Below are 18,911 nucleotides of genomic sequence, written 5' to 3'. Positions count from 1 at the left end.
GAGGGCCTTCACCATGTGGCGCACAGCTGCCACTTCGCCCCTGCCGACGCGGACGGCCCCTGGCGAGACGGTTGTGGTCCGGCGGGTGATGCTGTCTATGTCGGGCAGGCCGAGGGCAGACAGGGCGTATCCGCTGGAGGCGAGGATGAAGTTCCGGCGGTCCACGTCGTTCCTTCCCAGCTGGAGGACTGATGCCACGGTATCGGCGTGGAGTGCCGTCGGCGCGATCTACGGAGGGTTGATCGCTTCCGGGCCCAGTCCCAACACCTGGCGATGTAGGGCCACCAGTGGTCGGGGTCCGCTTGCGCGGATCATTACGGTGAGGACCGGTGAGGCCGGTGACGGCTGGCTCTGCCCGATGTCCTCGTACCCCCACGACTTGTAGAGCGCGTGGACCCTTCCGTCGCCGGCGGCCCGGTTGACCATGAGCGTGACCTGCGGCTCGTCGCGGGTGGCGAGGAGGGCGTCGTGGATGCGGCGGGCCGTGCCGGTCTTGCGCCAGGCCGGGCGGACGCCGATCTCTTTGAGAGCGATGGCGGGGTGCTTGGTGTACTGCTCCGCCGGAGCGGGGTCGGTGCGCTGCCAGTAGCGGTCGCCGTGCTCGATGGTGTTGCTGTACGCGTAGCCGACCGGTTGATTGCCCGTGTATGCGAGGACGGCTGTGAAGCCCGGTTCGGCGGAGTGCCGGTCGATGCGTTCGCCGAACGCGGTGACCGCGTAGTTCGGCAGGTGGAGCAGCGGGGCGCGTACCTCGGCGTACACATCGAGGAGGTCGCCGCGGATAGTCTCCAAGCTGGTGAAGGTGCGAAGCTCGGTGGTGGGTGCGGTGGTCATGCGGCCGTCCTCCAGGTGATGGTGTGCTCGGTCCAGGTCTGGACGCTGGTACTGCGCGGTGCGGTGGCGCGGAGGGCGGCTCCGAACTCTTGAAGCATGCGCGACACACGGGCGTGGCGGGTGGCGGCGTCTGCCGACACGCTCATGGCGGTTGCTGTCGCGGCGTCGGCGGCCCCCTGCGAGAGCAGGGCGTGGGCGAGCCGAGTTGTGGTGATGGCGCGGGACCTCACCATGTGGGGCCGGCGCCCGGCCAGGCAGCGGTGGGCGTGGTACTCGGCGGTCGGATAGTCGCCGAGCGCCAGGTGCGCGGAAAGGGCCAGGGAGTCCAGTTCGGCCTGGTCGTAGAAGGCGAGCAGCCAGACCGGCCGGTGGTCGGCGGTATCGGCGCGCAGCATGGCGTCCTGCGCCTGCTCGAACGCGCGACGTGTCTCGGCCCGGTTCTGAGCCGTGCCGTGGATGGCTCCTTGGCGGGCCAGGCCGAGGGATGCGAACAGTGGGTCCCGGCGGGTGAGATGTAGGTTGCGTGCGACATCGTTGGCGGCGATCGCGTCGGCGGGGCGGCCCATGTGGCGGTACATCGTGCCCGCGTGACTCCAGATGCGGAACTTGATGGCCTGGTCGCCCGACATCTCGGCGAGAGCCTGGGCCTCGCGCATGTGCGCCTTGGCGCCGTCGTAGCGCCGGCCGTCGATGGCCGCCCACATTGCAGACGAGCGGAACGCGGCTGCGGAGGCGTAGAGACTGCTGCGCACTCGTTGCGTGGCACTGCCCACGTTCTGGAGGCTGAGCGCCTCATCGGCCAGCGCGGCGGCCTGCTCCTCGATGCGAGGTTGCCCACCGTGGCGGTGATCGCTGGCGATGATCTCGGCGAAGCGCTTGTTCAGCCGATTGACGTCGCTCATGCCGATCCGGCGAGGTGACGCGGTCCCCGGGGCTGCTGCTGCGGCAGCTGCCGCAGCGATGCCGCCGACGAGGGTGCGGCGCTTCATTTCGGGTTCCTCCTGCTGCGATGACGCTGGGGTGGATGAAGGCCGGCCTCGCGGAACGAACCCTAAGGCGACGGCGGGTAAGCCGGTGAGGTTCTTAAGCGCGGTACGGGTTGCCGACTTCGGCCAAGTGACTCGTCCTGCCTTCCACGCCCGCACCGATGAACCGTCGAGCCCGCCCGGACGCCCCGTCAGTTCTTCAACAGCACTGTTCACGGCATCGGCCAGGCTGTTGGAGCTGTAGCCGTGCTCGGTCATCCACATCTCAAGGACGGTGTTACGGATCGCGGCCATGCGGGCACGGTAGCTGCCGTGCTCTTGGCCCACCACGTAAAAGGCAGGTCAAAACGCCCTAGGTGAGCCCGTTGGGCGAGTGCTTGAAAGCCCTAACCAGCCTTCGGGGGAGCGGAGTTATCTAGATGTCAGTCACTCTTCGGGAGCGACTGGTGACTATTTGTTCCCTCTCTGAAGCAGGAGGCTCGCCATGCCCCACGAACAGCCCCGGAGGAGCCGGCTTGCGTTGGCGGATACGCCCAATGCCGTCGCTCTGGCGCGGCTCCACACCGCTGATGTTCTCTCGGGCTGGGGCATCTCCTCCGACCTCGTCGAGACGGCGAAGCTCCTGATGTCCGAGCTGGCGACCAATGCCGTGCGGCACTCGGAGCCGGGCCAGGCGCCTGCCCTTCCGCTCTCGTCACAGAGCACCGTGCAGACCTTCGAGCTGTTACTGGAGGCATTGCCCGGCGCCGTCAGGCTTTCGGTGTGGGACCGCGATGTGAGGCCGCCCGTTCTGAAGCAGGTCGGCGTCGACGCGACGGGTGGGCGCGGAATCTTCATCGTGGCGGCGCTGAGCAGGGACTGGGGTTACTACCCGGCCCGTGGCCTGCCGGGCAAGGTGGTGTGGGCCGAGATCGCCCTCGCATCCGCGAGCCCGGGTGGCGACCGTGACGCTCCGGTGTCGTCCCAGGGCCGGCGTGCAGCGGATGGTCTCCGTGCGTCTGGGGACACACGGGCCGACGCGAACTTGATCGGTCGCGTCCTCGTCGGCATCAGAGAACTCTGAGCGCGCCGACCGAATGTCTTCCGCCCGCTCAGATCGCTGACCCGTGGCTCCGTATGGAAGTCGCTCGATTCAGGGCTTTGCGGGATGCGACCGGAGCGAGTGAACCACTAACAGGTGTTGGACCTACCCTCACGAGGACAATCCGATGACGAACTTGCTGACGACTGCGGCGGACGACGCCGATACGACGAGCGCGGCGGCCACGACTCGCGCACTGAAGCTTGTCCTGGAGTACGCCGGTCTCGGCTTCGAGCTGGAGGAAGGTGGCGCGCCGGGTGGCTGCCGCCTGCGATTGACTCCCTCGGCCGCCCACCCCTGGACGCGCGGAAACGTGCGGGCCCGCCTACTCGCCGAAGGTATCGCCGCAGAGGTGGCACGTTTTGAACAGCCCCTGCCCTGTCCCGGCCACGAACTGCTCCTTCTCCTGCCTTCGGAACAGGAAGTCCGGGCTCTTGGTCGGCTGTTCGAGGCCCGTCTCACCGAGGCGCAGAACGCGGCATTGCAGCTGCATCGCGCGCTGGTGCACATCGGCACCGAGCGGCATGTGGACATCCAGACCATGGGAGACCGGGCCCTCATCGACATCGGCATGTTCGATACGGACGCGGCCACAGTGCTGTTCCGCAGTCTCGGCGGTGACGAGGCGGTTCTCTGCGGCCTCGATCTGGCGGACTGGCACGACCATGAGCGGTTCGCCCGAGAGCTGGAGCGGGTAATCTCTGCGACCGGCCAGGCGCCGCTCGTCGAGTCGGTGCCCACCTGCGGGCACTGTCGGGGCCGGCGCGGCGGCAACAGTATCCGCTTCGACTTCCTGGATGCCGATGACGCTCTGCTCCTCGCGGACACCCTGCTCCGGGCCGCTGCGTCAGCAGGCTCGGCCCAGGTCCCACGGCACCTGCCGGCGCGGAGGCCGCTGTAGCAGCGGTGGTGCGTGTGCGGCCGTTGATGTCAGGCCGGCCCGCTCGGGTGGACGATCCCTGCCGCGCTGGGCGTCGCCACGGCCGACCCGGACGGCTCCGTGGTCGCCCTCTCCGGCGACTACGACTTCCAGTTCATGCTGGAGGAGCTCGCCGTCGGCGCACAGCACCGCATCCCGTACGTCCACGTCCTGGTGAACAACTCCTACCTGGGGCTGATCCGGCAGGCGCAGCGCAACTTCGACATCGACTTCCAGGTCAACCTGGAGTTCGAGAACCTCAACTCCCCGGAGCTGGGCGTCTACGGCGTGGACCACGTCAAGGTCGTCGAGGGCCTGGGCTGCAAGGCGATCCGCGTCACCGAGCCGGACCAGCTGCTGCCGGCCTTCGAGGAGGCCAAGAAGCTCGCGGCGGAGCACCGGGTGCCGGTCGTGGTCGAGGCGATCCTGGAGCGGGTCACGAACATCTCGATGAGCGGGACCGACATCGCGTCGGTCAACGAATTCGAGGACGTCGCCTCCGAACCGGGCCACGCCCCGACGGCGATCCGTCCGCTGACGGTGTCCTGACCCGCACCGGCGCCGGCCTCCACGACCGAAGTGGTCGTGGAGGCCGCTGTCGTGTGCCCGGGGGCCGTCGTCGCCCGGCCACGCGGTGTGGGCCGGCCGCGTCCTGGTGCGCCTCATGTGGTGTCCCACGGCACGTGCGCAGGTCCCGCACCGTCCCGCGCGGCCGGATCGCGCCCTACCCGCGCCGCCGGTACGCCCGGATCATGGGTCCATGGGGGACACCGACGACTTCCAGGCGCTGCTCGAAGGCGCCACGGCTCCACGACCGCCCGCACCGCCCGACTGTCCGTTCTGCGACCTCCCGCAGGACAGGTACGCCACCGAGTACGCGGGCCACTGGATCCTCCTCGAACCCCGCATCCTCGTCCCGGCCCACACGGTCCCTCCGCGTCGGCGCTGGGTCATCACCTCGACCGGCACCGCGCTGAACCTCTGGGACGCCGAGCCCCTCCCCGGCGCCAGGTGCCGCATCCCGCACCGCATCGCCTGCCCCTACCTCGCGCGCGAGGACCACTGGCCGTGGATGACGGCCCTGCGTGAGCACAACAGGCGGCGGATGCAGCGCCTGTTCGAACTGCCCGACGAGGGGCTCCCGGACGCGGGATGACCGTACCGGCCGCCGTGACCGGACAACGCAACGACACAGGGGTGCGGTGCACGCCCCACGCGTGCACCGCACCCCTTGTGTCTCGTCACAGCGACCGCGGCGGCGGCGAGCAGGCCGCCGGGGCCCGGTTCCCTCAGGTCGGGAACCGGGCCGGCCGGCCCTTCGCCACCGCACTGGCGTCGTCCGCCGCCGCGGTCCCGTCCTGGCCGTGCCGCGTGCCTCCCCTCATCCGGGTGCGCGCGGCACGGGCAGGGCCCTCGGTGGAGGCTCAGTCCTCGCGCAGGGCGCGGACCGCCTCCTCCACGCGCTTGCCGTAGTCGGCGTCGGCGGCGTGGAAGTGGGCGAGGTTCTTCTCGATCACGTCGTCGCGGGTGACCTGCGAGAGGCCGCCGGCGATGTTGGCGATCAGGCGGACCTTCTCGTCCGCCGACATCAGCCGGTAGAGCTCGCCCGCCTGGAAGAAGTCGTCGTCCTTCGCGTGCAGGGGCGCCTCGTGCGTACCCGTCCAGCCGTGCACCGCGAGCGGCGAGGCGAGGGCGGCGCCGGTCTGCGCGGGGCCCGCGTACGAGTTGGGCTCGTAGTTCTTGTCCTGGCGCGAGCCGTAGCGCGTGGTGTGCAGCCCGTCGCGGCCGTAGTTGTCGACCGTCGCCGCCTTCGGCGCGTTGACCGGGAGCTGGGTGTGGTTGATGCCCAGCCGGTAGCGCTGCGCGTCGGCGTACGCGAACAGCCGGCCCTGGAGCATCTTGTCCGGGGACGGGCCGATGCCGGGCACGAAGTTGTTCGGCGCGAACGCCGCCTGCTCGACCTCGGCGAAGACGTTGTCCGGGTTGCGGTCCAGCACCAGTCGGCCGACGCGCCGGAGCGGGTAATCGGCGTGCGGCCAGACCTTCGTCACGTCGAACGGGTTGAAGCGGTAGTCCGCCGCATCGGCCGCCGGCATCACCTGTACGTGCAGCGTCCAGGACGGGTTGACGCCCCGCTCGATGGCCTGGAGCAGGTCCGTCTGGTGCGAGTTGGCGTCCTTGCCGACCTGGTCGGCGGCCTGCTCGGCGGAGAGGGAGCGCACGCCCTGGTTGGTCTTGAAGTGGTACTTGACGAAGAAGGCTTCGCCCTCCGCGTTGGTCCACTGGTAGGTGTGCGACCCGAAGCCGTTCATGTGGCGGTACGAGGCGGGGATCCCGCGGTCGCCCATCAGCCAGGTGACCTGGTGCGTCGCCTCGGGGGAGTTCGCCCAGAAGTCCCAGACGTTGTCCGGCTCCTGGCGGCCCGTGAAGGGGTCGCGCTTCTGGGAGTGGATGAAGTCGGGGAACTTCACCGGGTCCTTGATGAAGAACACCGGGGTGTTGTTGCCGACCAGGTCGTAGTTGCCCTCGTTCGTATAGAACTTGAGGGCGAAGCCGCGCGGGTCGCGGACGGCGTCCGCGCCGCCCAGCGAGTCGGCGACCGTCGAGAAGCGGATGAACGTCTCGGTGCGGCGGCCCACCTCGGAGAGGAAGTCGGCGCGGGTGAAGCCGGTGACGTCGTCGGTCACCTCGAAGTAGCCGTACGCACCGGAGCCGCGGGCGTGGACGACGCGCTCCGGGATGCGCTCACGGTTGAAGCGGGCGAGCTTCTCCAGCAGGTGCTGGTCCTGGAGGAGGATCGGCCCGCCGGCGCCGGCCGTGGCGGAGTTCTGATTGTCGGCGACCGGGGCGCCTGACTCGGTCGTGAGCACACGCTGGGACATGGAGGCCTTCCGTACGGGGCTGCTGACGGCTTCAGGAGCGTAGATTCGCCGCGATCGGTGCGTCAACAGTTTGTTGAAATTGGAGGATGAGGTTCCGGACCGCGGCGGCGCCTGGGCGCGACAGGACAGGTGTCAGCGCCACCGCGGCCCGGAGTTCGGGGGCCCGGCCGTGGGAGGCCGGGCCGGGGGTGTCAGACCTGGGAGCCGGAGAGTCGCTCGACCGAGCGCAGCAGCGCGGAGTGGTCCAGGCCGCCGTCGCCCTGCGCGCGCAGGGAGGCCACCAGCTGGGCCACGACCCCGCCGACGGGCAGCGCCGCGCCGACGTTGCGGGCGGCGTCCGTGACGATGCCCATGTCCTTGTGGTGCAGGTCGATCCGGAAGCCGGGGGCGAAGTCCCGCTTGAGGAAGTTGTCCTTCTTGCGGGTCAGGACCGTCGAGCCGGCGAGCCCGCCGTTCAGTACGTCGAGCGCGGCGGCGAGGTCGACCCCGGACTTCTCCAGGAAGACGACGGCCTCGGCGCAGGCCTGGATGTTGACCGCGACGATCAGCTGGTTGGCCGCCTTCACCGTCTGGCCGGAGCCATGCGGCCCGCACAGCACGATCGTCTTCCCGAGGACGTCGAGCAGGGGCTTCGCGGCGTCGAAGTCGCTCTGCTCGCCGCCGACCATGATGGACAGGACGGCCTCGATCGCGCCGGCCTCACCGCCGGAGACCGGGGCGTCCAGCACACGGATGCCCTTCTCCTTCGCGCTCGCTGCGAGGTCCACGGAGGTCTGCGGGGTGATGGAGGACATGTCGATCAGCAGGGCGCCCCGCGGGGCGTTCTCCAGGATGCCGTCGGGTCCGTACGCGATGGCCTCGACCTGCGGGGACGCGGGCACCATGGTGATGATGACATCGGCGTCGCGCACGGCCTCCGCGATCGAGGCGGCGCCCTTGCCGCCCGCCGCGACCAGCCGGTCGATCTTGTCCTGCTCCAGGGTGTGACCGGTCACCTGGTAACCGGCCTTGACCAGGTTCTCGGACATGGGGGAGCCCATGATGCCGAGGCCGATCCAGGCGACCTTGGGGAGGTTGCTGCTCATGAGGGTGCCTTCCGGTGAGCGTGTGTACGGGGGAGGGGCCGGCCTCAGCGGGAGGGGCGGGCCTCGGCGGGGAGCCAGTCGAAGGCCTCGGCGCTCGGGCGGTCGCCGGGCTTGTACTCCAGGCCGACGCGGCCGGCGTAACCGGCCTCGGTCAGCTCGTCGAGGAGGCGCTCCAGCGGGAGCGAGCCGGTGCCGGGCGCGCCGCGCCCCGGGTTGTCGGCGATCTGGACGTGGCCGGTCTTCGCGGCGTACGTCTTGATCACCTGGCTGAGGTCCTCGCCGTTCATCGACAGGTGGTAGAGGTCCAGCAGGAACGTGGCGTTGCCCAGGCCCGTCGCCTCGTTGACCCGGTCGACGATCTCGATGCCCGCCGGTGCGCTGACCAGGGGGTAGAGCGGCGACTCCGGGGCGTTGAGGGTCTCGATCAGGAGGGTCGCCCCGATCCGGTGGGCCGCGCGGGCGGCCAGGACCAGGTTCTCCAGGGCGAGTTCGTCCTGGACGGCGGGGTCCACGCCCTCGACACGGTTGCCGTACAGCGCGTTGAGCGCCGTGCAGCCGACCGAGGCCGCGAAGTCGGCCGCCACATCGAGGTTGGCGCGGAAGCGGTCGGACTCCTCGCCCGGCAGCGAGAGGGCCCCGCGGTCCGGGCCCGGGAGCCGGCCCGCGTAGAAGTTCAGCCCCACCAGCTGGGTGCCCGCGTCGTCGAGCGCCTTCTTCAGGGCGTCGAGCTCGGCCTGCGCCGGGGTGGGGGTCTCGATCCAGGGCCACCAGAGCTCGACCGCCGTGAAGCCCGCGGCGGCGGCCGCCGCGGGGCGCTCCAGGAGCGGGAGTTCGGTGAAGAGGATCGAGAGGTTCACATCGAAGCGCTGGTCCGAGAAACCCATCATGCGCTCCTTCCGTATCGCGGAAGTTAGTTTCTGCTTAACGGAAGATTGCCTGGAGCCTGGTCAGGCTGTCAAGAGGCGACCCGAATTCCGGACACACGGGAGCGGGGTGGAGGCCCGTGCGCCCTCCACCCCGCTCCTGCTCACAACTGCCTGGTCAGGCCCCCGGCACCGTGTCCTCGAACGTCGTGCCCGCCGCCCGGTACTCGCCCACCAGCGCCGAGACCTGCGCGGGGGAGAGGACCTGGTCCTTCACGTGCAGGACGTAGTCCACCTGCTGGTCGTACGAGCGGGGCGTGGTGCTGCTCTGGCCCGCCAGGTCGATCAGCCACTGGTTGAAGTTGATCGACATCGGCCGCTCGGGGAGGTACTGCGCCCCGTGCGTGCCGAAGAGCTGTCCGTCGATGTAGTACGTGATGGCGGAGTCGTCGATGGTCACCACCAGGTCGTGCCACCCGGCATAGCTCTGCCGGGCCTCGCTGTGCTGGTTGACGGCCTCCCACGGGTCGGGCCGGTAGGTCTCCCACGAGGTGGTGTAGAGGATGTTCGACGGCTCGCCCCAGCCGCCGTTGGGCAGGTACTCGAAGTCGTACTCGGCGTAGTCGTCCGCCATCGGCGCCTTCAGGTCGTTGATGGTGAAGAAGGTCTGCACGAGGTGGTCCCCGTCGGGCCCCGACCTCGGGGCGTCGCTGAACTTCACCCGGGCCGCATAGGTGCCGTTACGGAACTTCGTGGACTGCGTGAGGATCTCGGTCTGCACCGTGGAGGCGCCCGTGCCCGCCGTCGACGTCTCCAGGTTCATCACCGAATTGCCGCTCTGGCTGCTGAAGGTGACGTTCTCCGGAGCCCAGACGGCACCCGGCACCCCGGGCCCACCGGAGTTGGAGCGCACGCTCCAGCCGTTCGCCGCGATCTTCGGGTCCGTGTGACCGCTGTAGTTGAAGTCGTCGAACAGCGTGGGCCCGTCGGCCGGCGGGTCGGTCGGGGGATCGGTCGGGTCGGTCGGGCCCTCGCCCCCTGGAGCCTCGCCCCAGGCCGTGACGGAGCCCAGCTGCGCGGTGACCTTCGGCCAGTCGCCGTACGTGTTCCGTTCGGCGCCGAAGGAGTAGTCGTCGCTCTGCCCCAGCGGCTGCCAGTCCGTGCGGTGGAAGCGCAGCTGCATGTCCCCGGTGTCCGCACCGGGGGCCAGGGAGCCCGCACCGGAGGTGAAGGCGATCTCCAGATAGCGGTCGGCGGTGGCGGTCGGGTTCGCCAGGGACTTGAAGGTGCCGGTGATGTTCGCGCAGCCCTTCACCGCCCAGGAGCAGGCGAAGCTGTACGCCGCCGACGCGGACTCGCCCTTGAAGTAGTACCGCACCTTGACGTCGGAGAGAGGCACGCTCGCACTCCCCGTGTTGCGCACCTTCAGCCACGGTTCGCTCTGGTCGGCCGTCGCACCGGACGCGCTCGTGCGGTACTGGACGACGAGCCCGCCGGCCGCCGCCGCACCGGCGGTCGACGGCAGTGCGGCGAGGGCCGTGCAGCCCAGGGCCAGGGTGACGGCGGCGGCCGACGCCGCGCGGATACGGCTCCTGCGGAATGTCCTCATGGCGGTGCTTCTCATGGCGGTGTTCCTCTCCGGAACGGTGGGGGATGAGTTACCGAGGGGGTCGCGCTGTACCTGCGGACGCGGTCGCCAGGGACCGCGCGGTGAGGGGCCGGTAGCGGACGCCGAGGGCGTCCAGCCGGGCGGTGTGGTCGCGCAGCCGCTCGACGAATCCGGCCCAGTCGCCGCGCCCTCCGGACCAGGCACGGTCCGCCAGGGCGCACAGCCGGGGGTAGGTGAGGTACTCGATCCGGTCGGGCGTCGTCACGTACTCGGTCCACAGCTGCGCCTGCGTCCCCAGGACCCGGGCGGCCTCGTCCGGCTCCCAGCCCTGTGGCACCGGCTCGTTCGTGTGGACCGCGTACAACGGCACGGGGTCGCCCTGCTGGGCGGGGAACTCGTCCGGATCGGTGGACTGGGCGTAGTCCAGGTACGTGGCGCGGTGGTGCGCGGTCACCACCTGATGCCCGCGCCGCGCGGCGGTGAGGGCGTGCGCCGGGTCACGCCAGGTCATCACCGTGAATTCGGGGGGCAGTTCACTTCCGGTCTCGGCCCAGCCGGTGGGCCGGCGGCCGTGCTCCACGAGGAACGAGCCGATCCTGCCCATGAACCAGCCGTGCAGTTCCCCGGGCGTCTTCAGCCCCTCGGCCGCCGCACGGGCCCGGGCCGCCGGGCTCTCCTCCCACTCCGTGGTCGGGCACTCGTCGCCGCCGACGTGGACGTACGGGGACGGGAAGACGTCCATGACCTCCTCCAGCACGGTCCGGCAGAAGTCGAAGACCTCCTCGTGGACGCCGAACACGGTGTCGCAGACACCCCACCGGGTCCACACGTCCAGGTGCCGCTCCGGGTGGTTGCCCAGGTGGGGGTAGGCCGCGAGGGCCGCGCGCACATGCCCCGGCATCTCGATCTCCGGCACCACGGTCACCCCCCGCTCCCGCGCGTGCCGGACCAGGCCCGCCAGCTCCGCCTTGGTGTACGCGCCCGAGTGCGGCACCCCGTCGGACAGGGACTGGGCCCGGTGCCCGCCCACCGACGTCAGCCGGGGGAAGGCGTCGACCGGCATCCGCCAGCCCTGGTCGTCCGTGAGGTGCAGATGCAGGACGTTGAGCTTGTGCAGCGCCATCAGGTCCACGTACCGACGCAGGTAGGAGACCGGCTGGAAGTGCCGTGCGACGTCGAGCATCGCGCCGCGCCAGGGGTACTCCGGTACGTCGCTGATCTCGACGCACGGCAGCTCCCACGACACTCCACGCGCTCCGCCCGACAGCGCTTCGGGCGGCAGCAGCTGACGGATCGTCTGAACGCCCCGGAGCAGCCCGTCCGGCCGGGCGGCGCGCAGCAGGAGCGCCTGCGGCCCGACGGTGAGGCCGTACCCCTCGTCGCCGAGACCGCCGAGGTCCGGATCGAGCGCCAGGACGACACGGCCGTCGGCCGAGGGCAGCAGGGGCAGACCCGTCGTCGGGCCGAGGAGCGTCCGCAACAGGTCCGCCGCATCCTCCGCACCCGGCAGGGCGCGTACGGAGGTGTCCTGGCCGAGGACGAAGCGGCCCGGGCGCGGCGAGACCTTGCGGGGCCGGGGGACGAGGGAGAGCTCGGGGCGTGATGCGGGCACGGAGGGCCTCCGGGGCAGGGGGTTACGGACGGTTCGCGAGCGCGTCGGCGGGCTCAGCCCTTGACGGCGCCGGCCGCGAAGCCGGAGGTCACATGGCGCTGGAGCAGCAGGAAGATCACGAGCGCGGGCAGGGCGAAGAGCGTCGAGGCGGCCATGGTGGCGCCCCAGTCGGTGCCGAAGGTGTTCTGGAAGGAGGAGAGCCAGACGGGGAGGGTGCGGTTGTCCTGCTGCTTGATGATCAGGAAGTTGGCGTAGGCGAACTCGTTCCAGGCGGTGATGAATCCGAAGAGCGAGGTCGCCATCAGGCCCGGGGCGAGCAGCGGCAGCGCCACTCTCACGAAGGCGCCGGTCCGGGTGCAGCCGTCGACCTGGGCGGCCTCCTCCAGCTCCGGCGGGATGGTCGCGAGGAACCCCCTCAGCACCACGATCGTGAACGGCAGCGTGATCATGAAGTAGACGAGGGTCAGGGTCGGCAGCCGGTCGAGCATGTCCGTGTCGCGGGAGATGATGTAGATCGGGATGATCAGCGACTCCCAGGGCGCCATCTGGGCGATGAAGACCAGCAGCATGAACTGCCGCCGGCCCTTCCACCGCAGGCGCGCCACGGCGAACGACGCGCCGAGCGCCACGACGAGGGAGAGCAGCACGGCCCCCAGCGTGACCAGGACGCTGTTGCGCCAGAACAGTTCGAAGCCGTCGGCCTGCACGGCCCGCCGGAAGTGGTCCAGCGTCCAGGTGTAGGGGATCAGCCGGGGCTCGGCGGACTGGATGTCCCGGGACGGCTTGAAAGCGGTGGAGACCATCCAGTACACGGGGAACAGACAGACCACGACGGTTACGACGGCGGCGGCGTTCAGCGGGATCCGCCGGACCCGGGGGCGCAGCAGGGTCATCGTAGGTCGTCCTCCTGACGGAACATCTGGCGGAAGTAGAGGACCAGCACCCCGGACATCAGGACCACGGTGATCATCGAGGCGGCGGAGCCCAGGTCGTAGCGCTGGCTGGAGAGCGCCGTCTGGACCGCGTACACGGGCAGGATGGTGGTGGCGTCGCCGGGGCCGCCGCGGGTCATCACCCAGATCTGGACGAACGCCTTGAAGGTCCAGATCACCTCCAGGGAGAGGACCAGCATGAAGATCGGCCGCAGGATCGGGAAGGTCAGCGAGCGGAAGATGCGGGAGCCGGACGCGCCGTCCAGGCGGGCCGACTCGTACAGCTCGGCGGGGACGGTCGTCAGCGCGGAGTAGAGGGTGACCGCCGCGAACGGCACGGACTGCCAGACGATCAGCAGGACCAGGATCGTGAAGGACGCTGTACCGTTCGCGAACCACGGATAGCGGTCGAAGGAGCCGAAGCCGAGTGCGGTCAGCAGCTGGTTGACGATGCCGAACTCCGAGTGGAACAGCCACTGGAAGACCGTCGTGGCCGCGACCACCGGCATGGCCCAGGCGAGCACCAGCGAGCAGAGCACGACCGTACGGCCGACGCGGCCCAGCCGCTCCGTCATCAGTGCCACCAGCGTCGAGATCACCATGATCAGTACGACGTTGACGGCCATGAAGACGAAGGTCCGGCCGGTGACCTCCCAGAAGCGCGGGTCGGACAGCAGCGTCCGGTAGTTGCGCAGCCCCACGAACTCGGCGTCCCCGCTGATCAGCTGGCGGAGCCGGAAGTCCTGGAGGGAGATCACCACCGCCCGCACCAGCGGGTACACCAGCAGGTAGAGCATGCCGCCGATGGCGGGCGCGATCAGGGCGTACGGCCAGAGGCCTCGCGGGGGCCGGCCGGGCCGCCGTCCCGGTGGCACCTTCGGGGGGCGGTGGACGGGTGGAGCGGGCCGTTCACGGACAGCCGGCACGGCGGGCCTCCTCTCGGTGGTGGGAAACGGACGGGCCGGGTCAGGAGCCGGCGTTCATGGCCCGGGTGATGTCGGCGGAGGCTTTGGCCGCCTCCTCGGCGGCGTCACCGCCGGTGAGGACGGCGGTCATGTAGTCCTTTACCGGGTTCTCGGCCTCGACCGCCGCCCAGCCGGGGGTGTTCGGCGTCGCGTGCCCGTTCGCCGCGCCGACGGCCATCGCCGAGGCGCCCGGGTCGCCCGCCACGGCGGAGGCGAGGGTGGTCCGGTTGGGCACATAGCTCATGGCCACCGCGAGCTTCTTCTGCCAGGCGTCACCCGTCAGTTCCTTGATGAAGGTCACCGCCGCCTCGGGGTGTCCGGACGCCGCGGGCACGACCAGATCGGAGCCGCCGGTGAACACCGCACCCGGGGTGCCGGCCGTCTTCCCGGGGATCGGGAAGAAGCCCAGCTTCCCCTTGAGGTCGGGGTTGTTCTCGACGACCACATTGGCCCCGCCAGGAGTGGAGATCACCTGCGCCACCTGCCCCTGCGCCATCACCTCCGCCTGCGGCGGGTCGTCCTCGTCGGAGTCCTTGGGGCCCTTCCCGAGCGCCTGGAGCTGCGCGTAGAAGGCCATGCCCCGCTGCGCCTCGGGGGTGTCGAGCGCGCCCTTCCACGTGCCGCCGGACTCGGTGGCGAAGTCGCCGCCCTCGTCCCAGATGAAGCCGCCCAGCGCGTACCAGAGCTGGCCCGGCAGGTAGATGCCCTGCGTGCCGCCCTGGTTGAGCTTCGTGGTGGCGTCGATCCATGCGTCACGGGTGGTGATCTTCGTGGCGTCGACGCCGGCCTTCTCGAACAGGTCCTTGCGGTAGATCACGACGCGGTTGGCCGCGTAGTACGGGATGCCGTACTGCTTCCCCTCGTACGCACCGGGCTCGGCCAGCCCCTTCAGCCAGTCGTCGCCGTTCAGCTCGTCCTTCTTGTCGCTGAGGTCCAGCAGCCCGCCGCTCTCGGCGAACTGGGCCACCTGCGTGTTGCCCGCCTCGATGACGTCCGGGGCGTCGTTGCTCGCCAGGGCGGCGGTGATCTTCTGGCCGATGCCGTCCCACTCCTGGATCTGGATCCTGACGTCGATGTCGGGGTGGGCGGCCTCGAACCCCTCGGTGAACTCCTTCTGGAACGCGGCCGAGACGCTGTCACGCATCAGCCACACATCGACCGTCGTCACACCCCCGGCCCCATCGGCGCCGTCACCACCGGAACCACAGGCACTGAGGGCGGCGGCCGTCACGAGCACGGACACACCGGCAAGCAAGCGGTACTTCACGGTTCACCTCAACGGGAGCAGAGACCTGACCACCTGACCAGTGAAGCCCACTGGACAGCTCACCTCTTGGTGGTGGATGAAGGTGGCATAGACCAATGAGGTCGTCAACCCCTTGTGTACAAAGGGATTTTGAGGCATCTGATCCCTGTCGGCCCTCTGTTCATGGTGACGGGAGTGGCTAGACTCGTCCTGACCAGTGGTCATCGGTGGCTCAACTGGTAAAGAGGACGGAACGCGCGAAGGGGAACGCATGGAAGCCGACGTACCGGGGACGGTGCTCAAGCGGGAACGGGCACGCGACGCGGTCCTGGAGCTGATCGAGAGCCGCAGCCCCGGCGACGCCATCCCGTCCGAGCGGTCCCTCTGCGCCCTGCTCGGCGTGTCCCGCCCCACCCTGCGGGCCGCCGTCGACGAGCTGGTGGCCGCCGGGCTGCTCGTCCGCGAGCACGGGCGCGGGATGTTCGTGGCGCCGGAGAAGATCACTCAGGAGCTGGTCTCCGCCGACCTCGCCCTGAGCGTGCCGCAGGCGGCCGGGGCCTGGTCGAGCAGACTGCTGGAGTTCACCACCCTCCAGGCCGGCGCCCGCGTCGGCCGCAAGCTGCGGATGTCACCCGCCGACGAGGTCGTGTACGTCGCACGGCTGCGCCTGGTCGACGGCGCCGCGATGGCCATCGAACACCTGCACATCAGGGCGGCGCTCGTCCCCGGCCTGTCGGCGCAGGAGCTGGAGGACGGCGACCTCTACGAACACCTGCGGCACACCCACGGGGTGCACGTCCGCGAGGCGGTCCAGGCCATCGAGCCCACCGTCGTCACCCGGGCGGAGGCTCAGCTCCTGGAGGTCCCCGAGCTCTCGCCGGCCCTGCTCTTCGAGCGCCTGACCTCGGACACCGACGGGCTGCCCGTGGAGTACGTCCACTCGCTCTACCGGGGCGACCGCTACCGGATCGTCTCCCGGCTGGCTCTCGGCCCGGCCGCCGCCACCGCCCCGCTGGTCAGGGACGGGCACCACCCCGGGATCCCGCCCGGGGACTTCGCGCACGGCGACCCCATCGCCTCGTCCACCCGGGGGGACATCCAGGCCGGGCCGTGAGGGCGCGGGGCTTCCCGGAGGGCCCGTCCGGGCCCTCCGGGGCCGGGCCCGTGTGCCTTAGGGTCGGGGCGAGCCGTGCGAGCCGAGGGACGCGGCGGGACATCAGGGAGGCACCGTGCGCTTGAGGGTGGAATTCACCACCGAGCCCTTCGATCTCGACGAGGCACCCGCCCACGCGGTGGTGGCCCGCGAGGTCATCCAGACCGCCGACCTGGACGCGGTGGACGTGGGCCCGTTCGGGAACACCGCCGAAGGGGGTGCGGACGAGGTCCTCGCCGCGGTGGACTCGCTGCTGCGCAAGGCCCTGGACTCCGGCGCCACCCGAGTCTCCCTCCAGGTCAACGTGATCGGGGAGGACACCCCGTGACCGAACCGGCCGACCACCCGCTGGTCACCGCGGTGAAGCCGCTCGTCGACGCGATGGGGGCCGAACTGCTCGCCCCCGAGCAGGCCACCACCGAGGACGTGGTGCTCGCCTGGGAGGGGGCCGACGTCATAGCCGTACGGCTGCCGCAGCTCTCCGAATCGCTCGACCACATCCTGGCCGCGATGGAACGGCGGCACGGGAGGCCGCTGGCCGAGCTGGACCGTAAAGCCAAGCAGGGCGTCGTGCGCACGCTGGAGGCACGCGGTGCCTTCTCCGTGCGCCACGGTGTGGAGACCGTGGCGGGCGCGCTCGGCGTCAGCCGCTTCACCGTCTACAACTATCTCAATAGGGACAATGCCGCCAAGGGCGAGTAGCGCGACGTAATGCGGTGCAATGCCGTCGTCCGGGAACCCGGGCGGCGGCATCATCTGTTCGTGGAATTTCAACAAACTGTTGACGTGGTGTTGCGGAGGGCGTTAGCTATCCGCAGCCCGACAACGCACAGCGAAAAAGCCACGGAGGCTCCCGTGACTACGAGCTCCACACCGGGCCTCGCCCGGTTCAACACCCTGGCGGCCGGAGAGGCCACCGCCGCGCTGCACGAGGTGTGCGCCAGTGCGGCATGGGGAAGCTTCATCCTCACCCACCGGCCGTACGCCGGCCCGGAAGCCCTGTTCTCCGCGAGCGACGCCGCCATGGCCGAGCTCTCCCCGGAGGACCTGGCCGAGGCCATGGCCGGTCACCCGCCGATCGGCCGCCCCAAGCCGGGGGACCCGGCCTCCGCCCGTGAGCAGCGGGGGATGGCGGGTGCGTCCGAGGAGCTCAAGGCGGAGATGCTCGAACTCAACCTGGCCTACCAGGAACGGTTCGGACATGTCTTCCTGATCTGCGCCACCGGAGCCACCGGTGAACAGATGCGCGACGCGGTGAAGGCGCGGATCGGCAACTCGCCCGAGCAGGAACGCGAGATCGTCCGCACCGAGCTGGGCAAGATCAACCGCATTCGGCTGACCCGCCTCGTAGAGGACTCCTGAGACCTCGTACCACCCGAAGAGAACAAGGAGCGTGACGGTCTTGAGCACCGACACCACCGCATCGGTGTCCACCCACATCCTGGACACCAGCATCGGCCGTCCCGCCGAAGCCGTCACCGTCTCCCTGGCCGCCCGCAGCGGCGGCGACGCGCAGTACGTGGCGCTCGGCGGATCCGCGACCGACGCGGACGGGCGCTGCAAAGACCTGCCGGCCCTGCCGGAAGGAACCACCCATGTACGGCTCGTCTTCGACACCGAGTCGTACTTCACCGCGAAGAAGCAAGCCGAGGCGCAGCAGGACGCCCCCCGCGTAAGGGACAGCGGCGCGTTCTTCCCGGAAGTGGCGATCGCATTCGCCGTCACCCCGGGCGAGCACTATCACGTACCGCTGCTGCTCAACCCGTTCGGCTACTCCGTTTACCGAGGGAGCTAGCAGACAATGCCCACGATTCTCGGCCAGAACCAGTACGGCAAAGCAGAGAACCGCGTCGTCAAGATCACGCGGGACGGCGACACCCACCACATCAAGGACCTCAACGTCTCGGTCGCCCTCTCCGGCGACATGGACGACGTCCACTACTCCGGCTCCAACGCCAACGTCCTGCCGACCGACACCACCAAGAACACGGTGTTCGCCTTCGCCAAGGAACACGGCATCGAGTCCGCCGAGCAGTTCGGCATCCACCTCGCCCGGCACTTCGTGACCTCGCAGGAGCCGATCAAGGTGGCCCGGATCCGGATCGAGGAGTACGCCTGGGAGCGCATCGCGACCTCCGACGGCAACTCGAAGTTCATCGGCGCCGACGAGGTCAAGCACTCCTTCGTCCGCAAGGGCCAGGAGACCCGGGTCAGTCAGATCACCTTCGACGGGGAGAAGTGGGAGGTCATCTCGGGCCTCAAGGACCTCTCCGTGATGAACTCGACCAACTCGGAGTTCTGGGGCTACGTCAAGGACAAGTACACGACGCTGAAGGAGGCGTACGACCGCATCCTCGCGACCGACGTCTCCGCCCGGTGGCGCTACAACTGGACCAGCGACGAGGAGCGCATGCCCAACTGGGAGAAGTCCTACGAGCAGACGCGCAAGCACATGCTCCAGGCCTTCGCGGAGACGTACTCCCTCTCCCTCCAGCAGACCCTGTACCAGATGGGTTCGCGCATCATCAACAACCGCAGCGAGATCGACGAGATCCGGTTCTCGCTGCCGAACAACCACCACTTCCTGGTCGATCTGGAGCCGTTCGGGCTCAAGAACGACAACGAGGTGTACTTCGCGGCCGACCGTCCGTACGGCCTCATCGAGGCGACGGTGCTCCGGGACGGCGTCGAGCCGAAGATCCCGGTCGACATGACCAACCTCTGACGCGGTGCTGAACCGGTCC

Annotated in this window: 19 protein-coding genes and 1 pseudogene; 10 read left to right on the top strand and 10 right to left on the bottom strand. The window is 69.7% G+C overall.

Features of this window, described 5'->3' with window-relative positions:
• Nucleotides 1–228 precede the first annotated feature (228 nt).
• Complete coding sequence (locus tag ACIRD8_RS11920; protein WP_403989271.1) at nt 229–834, bottom strand: GNAT family N-acetyltransferase; 606 nt, start codon at nt 832–834, stop codon at nt 229–231.
• A complete protein-coding gene (locus ACIRD8_RS11915) occupies nt 831–2,114 on the bottom strand; it encodes an XRE family transcriptional regulator (RefSeq protein WP_403989269.1) in 1,284 nt (427 codons plus the stop codon). The genes ACIRD8_RS11920 and ACIRD8_RS11915 overlap by 4 nt, the downstream gene beginning before the upstream one ends.
• 190 nt (nt 2,115–2,304) lie before the next feature.
• Here ACIRD8_RS11915 and ACIRD8_RS11910 point away from each other — a divergent pair, with 190 nt between their 5' ends.
• The 4 genes and pseudogenes from ACIRD8_RS11910 (at nt 2,305) to ACIRD8_RS11895 (ending at nt 4,976) form a co-directional block, all read left to right on the top strand.
• Nucleotides 2,305–2,883 carry an ATP-binding protein gene (locus ACIRD8_RS11910; protein WP_403989267.1) on the top strand — a complete coding sequence of 193 codons (579 nt, stop codon included), beginning with the start codon at nt 2,305–2,307 and terminating at the stop codon, nt 2,881–2,883.
• Nucleotides 2,884–3,028: 145 nt separating this feature from the next.
• Complete coding sequence (locus ACIRD8_RS11905) at nt 3,029–3,802, top strand: hypothetical protein (protein WP_403989265.1); 774 nt, start codon at nt 3,029–3,031, stop codon at nt 3,800–3,802.
• Between the two features lie 30 nt (nt 3,803–3,832).
• Nucleotides 3,833–4,369, top strand: a pseudogene (locus tag ACIRD8_RS11900) (thiamine pyrophosphate-dependent enzyme); the annotation flags it as partial.
• A 211-nt stretch (nt 4,370–4,580) separates the two neighbouring features.
• Nucleotides 4,581–4,976, top strand: coding sequence for a DUF6083 domain-containing protein (locus ACIRD8_RS11895; RefSeq protein WP_403989264.1), 396 nt, complete (start codon nt 4,581–4,583; stop codon nt 4,974–4,976).
• Nucleotides 4,977–5,244: 268 nt separating this feature from the next.
• Here the strand turns inward: ACIRD8_RS11895 and ACIRD8_RS11890 are convergent, their stop codons facing one another.
• The 8 genes from ACIRD8_RS11890 to ACIRD8_RS11855 form a co-directional block, all read right to left on the bottom strand.
• Nucleotides 5,245–6,702 (bottom strand): catalase, encoded by a 1,458-nt coding sequence (locus ACIRD8_RS11890; RefSeq protein ID WP_403989262.1) that lies wholly within the window; start codon nt 6,700–6,702, stop codon nt 5,245–5,247.
• A 191-nt stretch (nt 6,703–6,893) separates the two neighbouring features.
• Nucleotides 6,894–7,787: a 2-hydroxy-3-oxopropionate reductase gene (locus ACIRD8_RS11885; RefSeq protein WP_403989260.1), complete on the bottom strand. Its 894-nt coding sequence runs from the start codon at nt 7,785–7,787 to the stop codon at nt 6,894–6,896.
• A 44-nt stretch (nt 7,788–7,831) separates the two neighbouring features.
• On the bottom strand, nt 7,832–8,671 hold the full coding sequence (locus tag ACIRD8_RS11880; protein ID WP_403989258.1) for a TIM barrel protein: 840 nt from the start codon (nt 8,669–8,671) through the stop codon (nt 7,832–7,834).
• Between the two features lie 157 nt (nt 8,672–8,828).
• Complete coding sequence (locus ACIRD8_RS11875; protein WP_403989670.1) at nt 8,829–10,259, bottom strand: cellulose binding domain-containing protein; 1,431 nt, start codon at nt 10,257–10,259, stop codon at nt 8,829–8,831.
• A 49-nt stretch (nt 10,260–10,308) separates the two neighbouring features.
• Nucleotides 10,309–11,871 carry a beta-N-acetylhexosaminidase gene (locus tag ACIRD8_RS11870; RefSeq protein ID WP_403989256.1) on the bottom strand — a complete coding sequence of 521 codons (1,563 nt, stop codon included), beginning with the start codon at nt 11,869–11,871 and terminating at the stop codon, nt 10,309–10,311.
• Between the two features lie 53 nt (nt 11,872–11,924).
• Nucleotides 11,925–12,764 carry a carbohydrate ABC transporter permease gene (locus ACIRD8_RS11865; protein ID WP_403989254.1) on the bottom strand — a complete coding sequence of 280 codons (840 nt, stop codon included), beginning with the start codon at nt 12,762–12,764 and terminating at the stop codon, nt 11,925–11,927.
• Nucleotides 12,761–13,729 carry a carbohydrate ABC transporter permease gene (locus ACIRD8_RS11860; RefSeq protein ID WP_403989252.1) on the bottom strand — a complete coding sequence of 323 codons (969 nt, stop codon included), beginning with the start codon at nt 13,727–13,729 and terminating at the stop codon, nt 12,761–12,763. The genes ACIRD8_RS11865 and ACIRD8_RS11860 overlap by 4 nt, the downstream gene beginning before the upstream one ends.
• Before the next feature lie 40 nt (nt 13,730–13,769).
• On the bottom strand, nt 13,770–15,035 hold the full coding sequence (locus ACIRD8_RS11855; protein ID WP_403989250.1) for an extracellular solute-binding protein: 1,266 nt from the start codon (nt 15,033–15,035) through the stop codon (nt 13,770–13,772).
• 250 nt (nt 15,036–15,285) lie between these two features.
• On the opposite strand from ACIRD8_RS11855, the gene ACIRD8_RS11850 reads away from it, so the two are divergent.
• The 6 genes from ACIRD8_RS11850 to pucL all read left to right on the top strand — a co-directional run bounded on the left by ACIRD8_RS11850 (nt 15,286) and on the right by pucL (nt 18,892).
• Nucleotides 15,286–16,128, top strand: coding sequence for a GntR family transcriptional regulator (locus ACIRD8_RS11850; protein WP_403989248.1), 843 nt, complete (start codon nt 15,286–15,288; stop codon nt 16,126–16,128).
• Nucleotides 16,129–16,243: 115 nt separating this feature from the next.
• The gene (locus ACIRD8_RS11845; protein ID WP_403989246.1) at nt 16,244–16,495 is read left to right on the top strand and encodes a thiamine-binding protein; all 252 of its coding nucleotides are present in this window, start codon (nt 16,244–16,246) and stop codon (nt 16,493–16,495) included.
• A complete protein-coding gene (locus ACIRD8_RS11840) occupies nt 16,492–16,869 on the top strand; it encodes a helix-turn-helix domain-containing protein (protein ID WP_403989244.1) in 378 nt (125 codons plus the stop codon). Before ACIRD8_RS11845 ends, ACIRD8_RS11840 begins: the two co-directional genes overlap by 4 nt.
• 153 nt (nt 16,870–17,022) lie before the next feature.
• Complete coding sequence (gene uraD / locus ACIRD8_RS11835) at nt 17,023–17,529, top strand: 2-oxo-4-hydroxy-4-carboxy-5-ureidoimidazoline decarboxylase (RefSeq protein ID WP_099175052.1); 507 nt, start codon at nt 17,023–17,025, stop codon at nt 17,527–17,529.
• Between the two features lie 40 nt (nt 17,530–17,569).
• Entirely contained in the window at nt 17,570–17,962 is a 393-nt protein-coding gene (uraH, locus tag ACIRD8_RS11830; protein WP_099175053.1) for a hydroxyisourate hydrolase, read from the top strand.
• A 6-nt stretch (nt 17,963–17,968) separates the two neighbouring features.
• Nucleotides 17,969–18,892: a factor-independent urate hydroxylase gene (gene pucL / locus ACIRD8_RS11825; protein WP_403989242.1), complete on the top strand. Its 924-nt coding sequence runs from the start codon at nt 17,969–17,971 to the stop codon at nt 18,890–18,892.
• Nucleotides 18,893–18,911 lie beyond the last annotated feature (19 nt).

Source organism: Streptomyces sp. NPDC102451, assembly GCF_044765485.1.
Classification (GTDB): Bacteria; Actinomycetota; Actinomycetes; order Streptomycetales; family Streptomycetaceae; genus Streptomyces.
This window is presented reverse-complemented; position numbering and strand designations above follow the sequence as displayed.

What these genes read in the sequence shown, in the direction of transcription:
- ACIRD8_RS11895 (WP_403989264.1), top strand. Translation starts at nt 4,581, where the DNA reads ATGGGGGACACCGACGACTTCCAGGCGCTGCTCGAAGGCGCCACGGCT.
- ACIRD8_RS11850 (WP_403989248.1), top strand. Translation starts at nt 15,286, where the DNA reads ATGGAAGCCGACGTACCGGGGACGGTGCTCAAGCGGGAACGGGCACGC.
- ACIRD8_RS11910 (WP_403989267.1), top strand. Translation starts at nt 2,305, where the DNA reads ATGCCCCACGAACAGCCCCGGAGGAGCCGGCTTGCGTTGGCGGATACG.
- ACIRD8_RS11915 (WP_403989269.1), bottom strand. Translation starts at nt 2,114, where the DNA reads ATGGCCGCGATCCGTAACACCGTCCTTGAGATGTGGATGACCGAGCAC.
- pucL (WP_403989242.1), top strand. Translation starts at nt 17,969, where the DNA reads ATGCCCACGATTCTCGGCCAGAACCAGTACGGCAAAGCAGAGAACCGC.
- ACIRD8_RS11920 (WP_403989271.1), bottom strand. Translation starts at nt 834, where the DNA reads ATGACCACCGCACCCACCACCGAGCTTCGCACCTTCACCAGCTTGGAG.
- ACIRD8_RS11875 (WP_403989670.1), bottom strand. Translation starts at nt 10,259, where the DNA reads ATGAGGACATTCCGCAGGAGCCGTATCCGCGCGGCGTCGGCCGCCGCC.
- ACIRD8_RS11865 (WP_403989254.1), bottom strand. Translation starts at nt 12,764, where the DNA reads ATGACCCTGCTGCGCCCCCGGGTCCGGCGGATCCCGCTGAACGCCGCC.
- ACIRD8_RS11905 (WP_403989265.1), top strand. Translation starts at nt 3,029, where the DNA reads ATGACGAACTTGCTGACGACTGCGGCGGACGACGCCGATACGACGAGC.
- ACIRD8_RS11880 (WP_403989258.1), bottom strand. Translation starts at nt 8,671, where the DNA reads ATGGGTTTCTCGGACCAGCGCTTCGATGTGAACCTCTCGATCCTCTTC.
- ACIRD8_RS11890 (WP_403989262.1), bottom strand. Translation starts at nt 6,702, where the DNA reads ATGTCCCAGCGTGTGCTCACGACCGAGTCAGGCGCCCCGGTCGCCGAC.
- ACIRD8_RS11885 (WP_403989260.1), bottom strand. Translation starts at nt 7,787, where the DNA reads ATGAGCAGCAACCTCCCCAAGGTCGCCTGGATCGGCCTCGGCATCATG.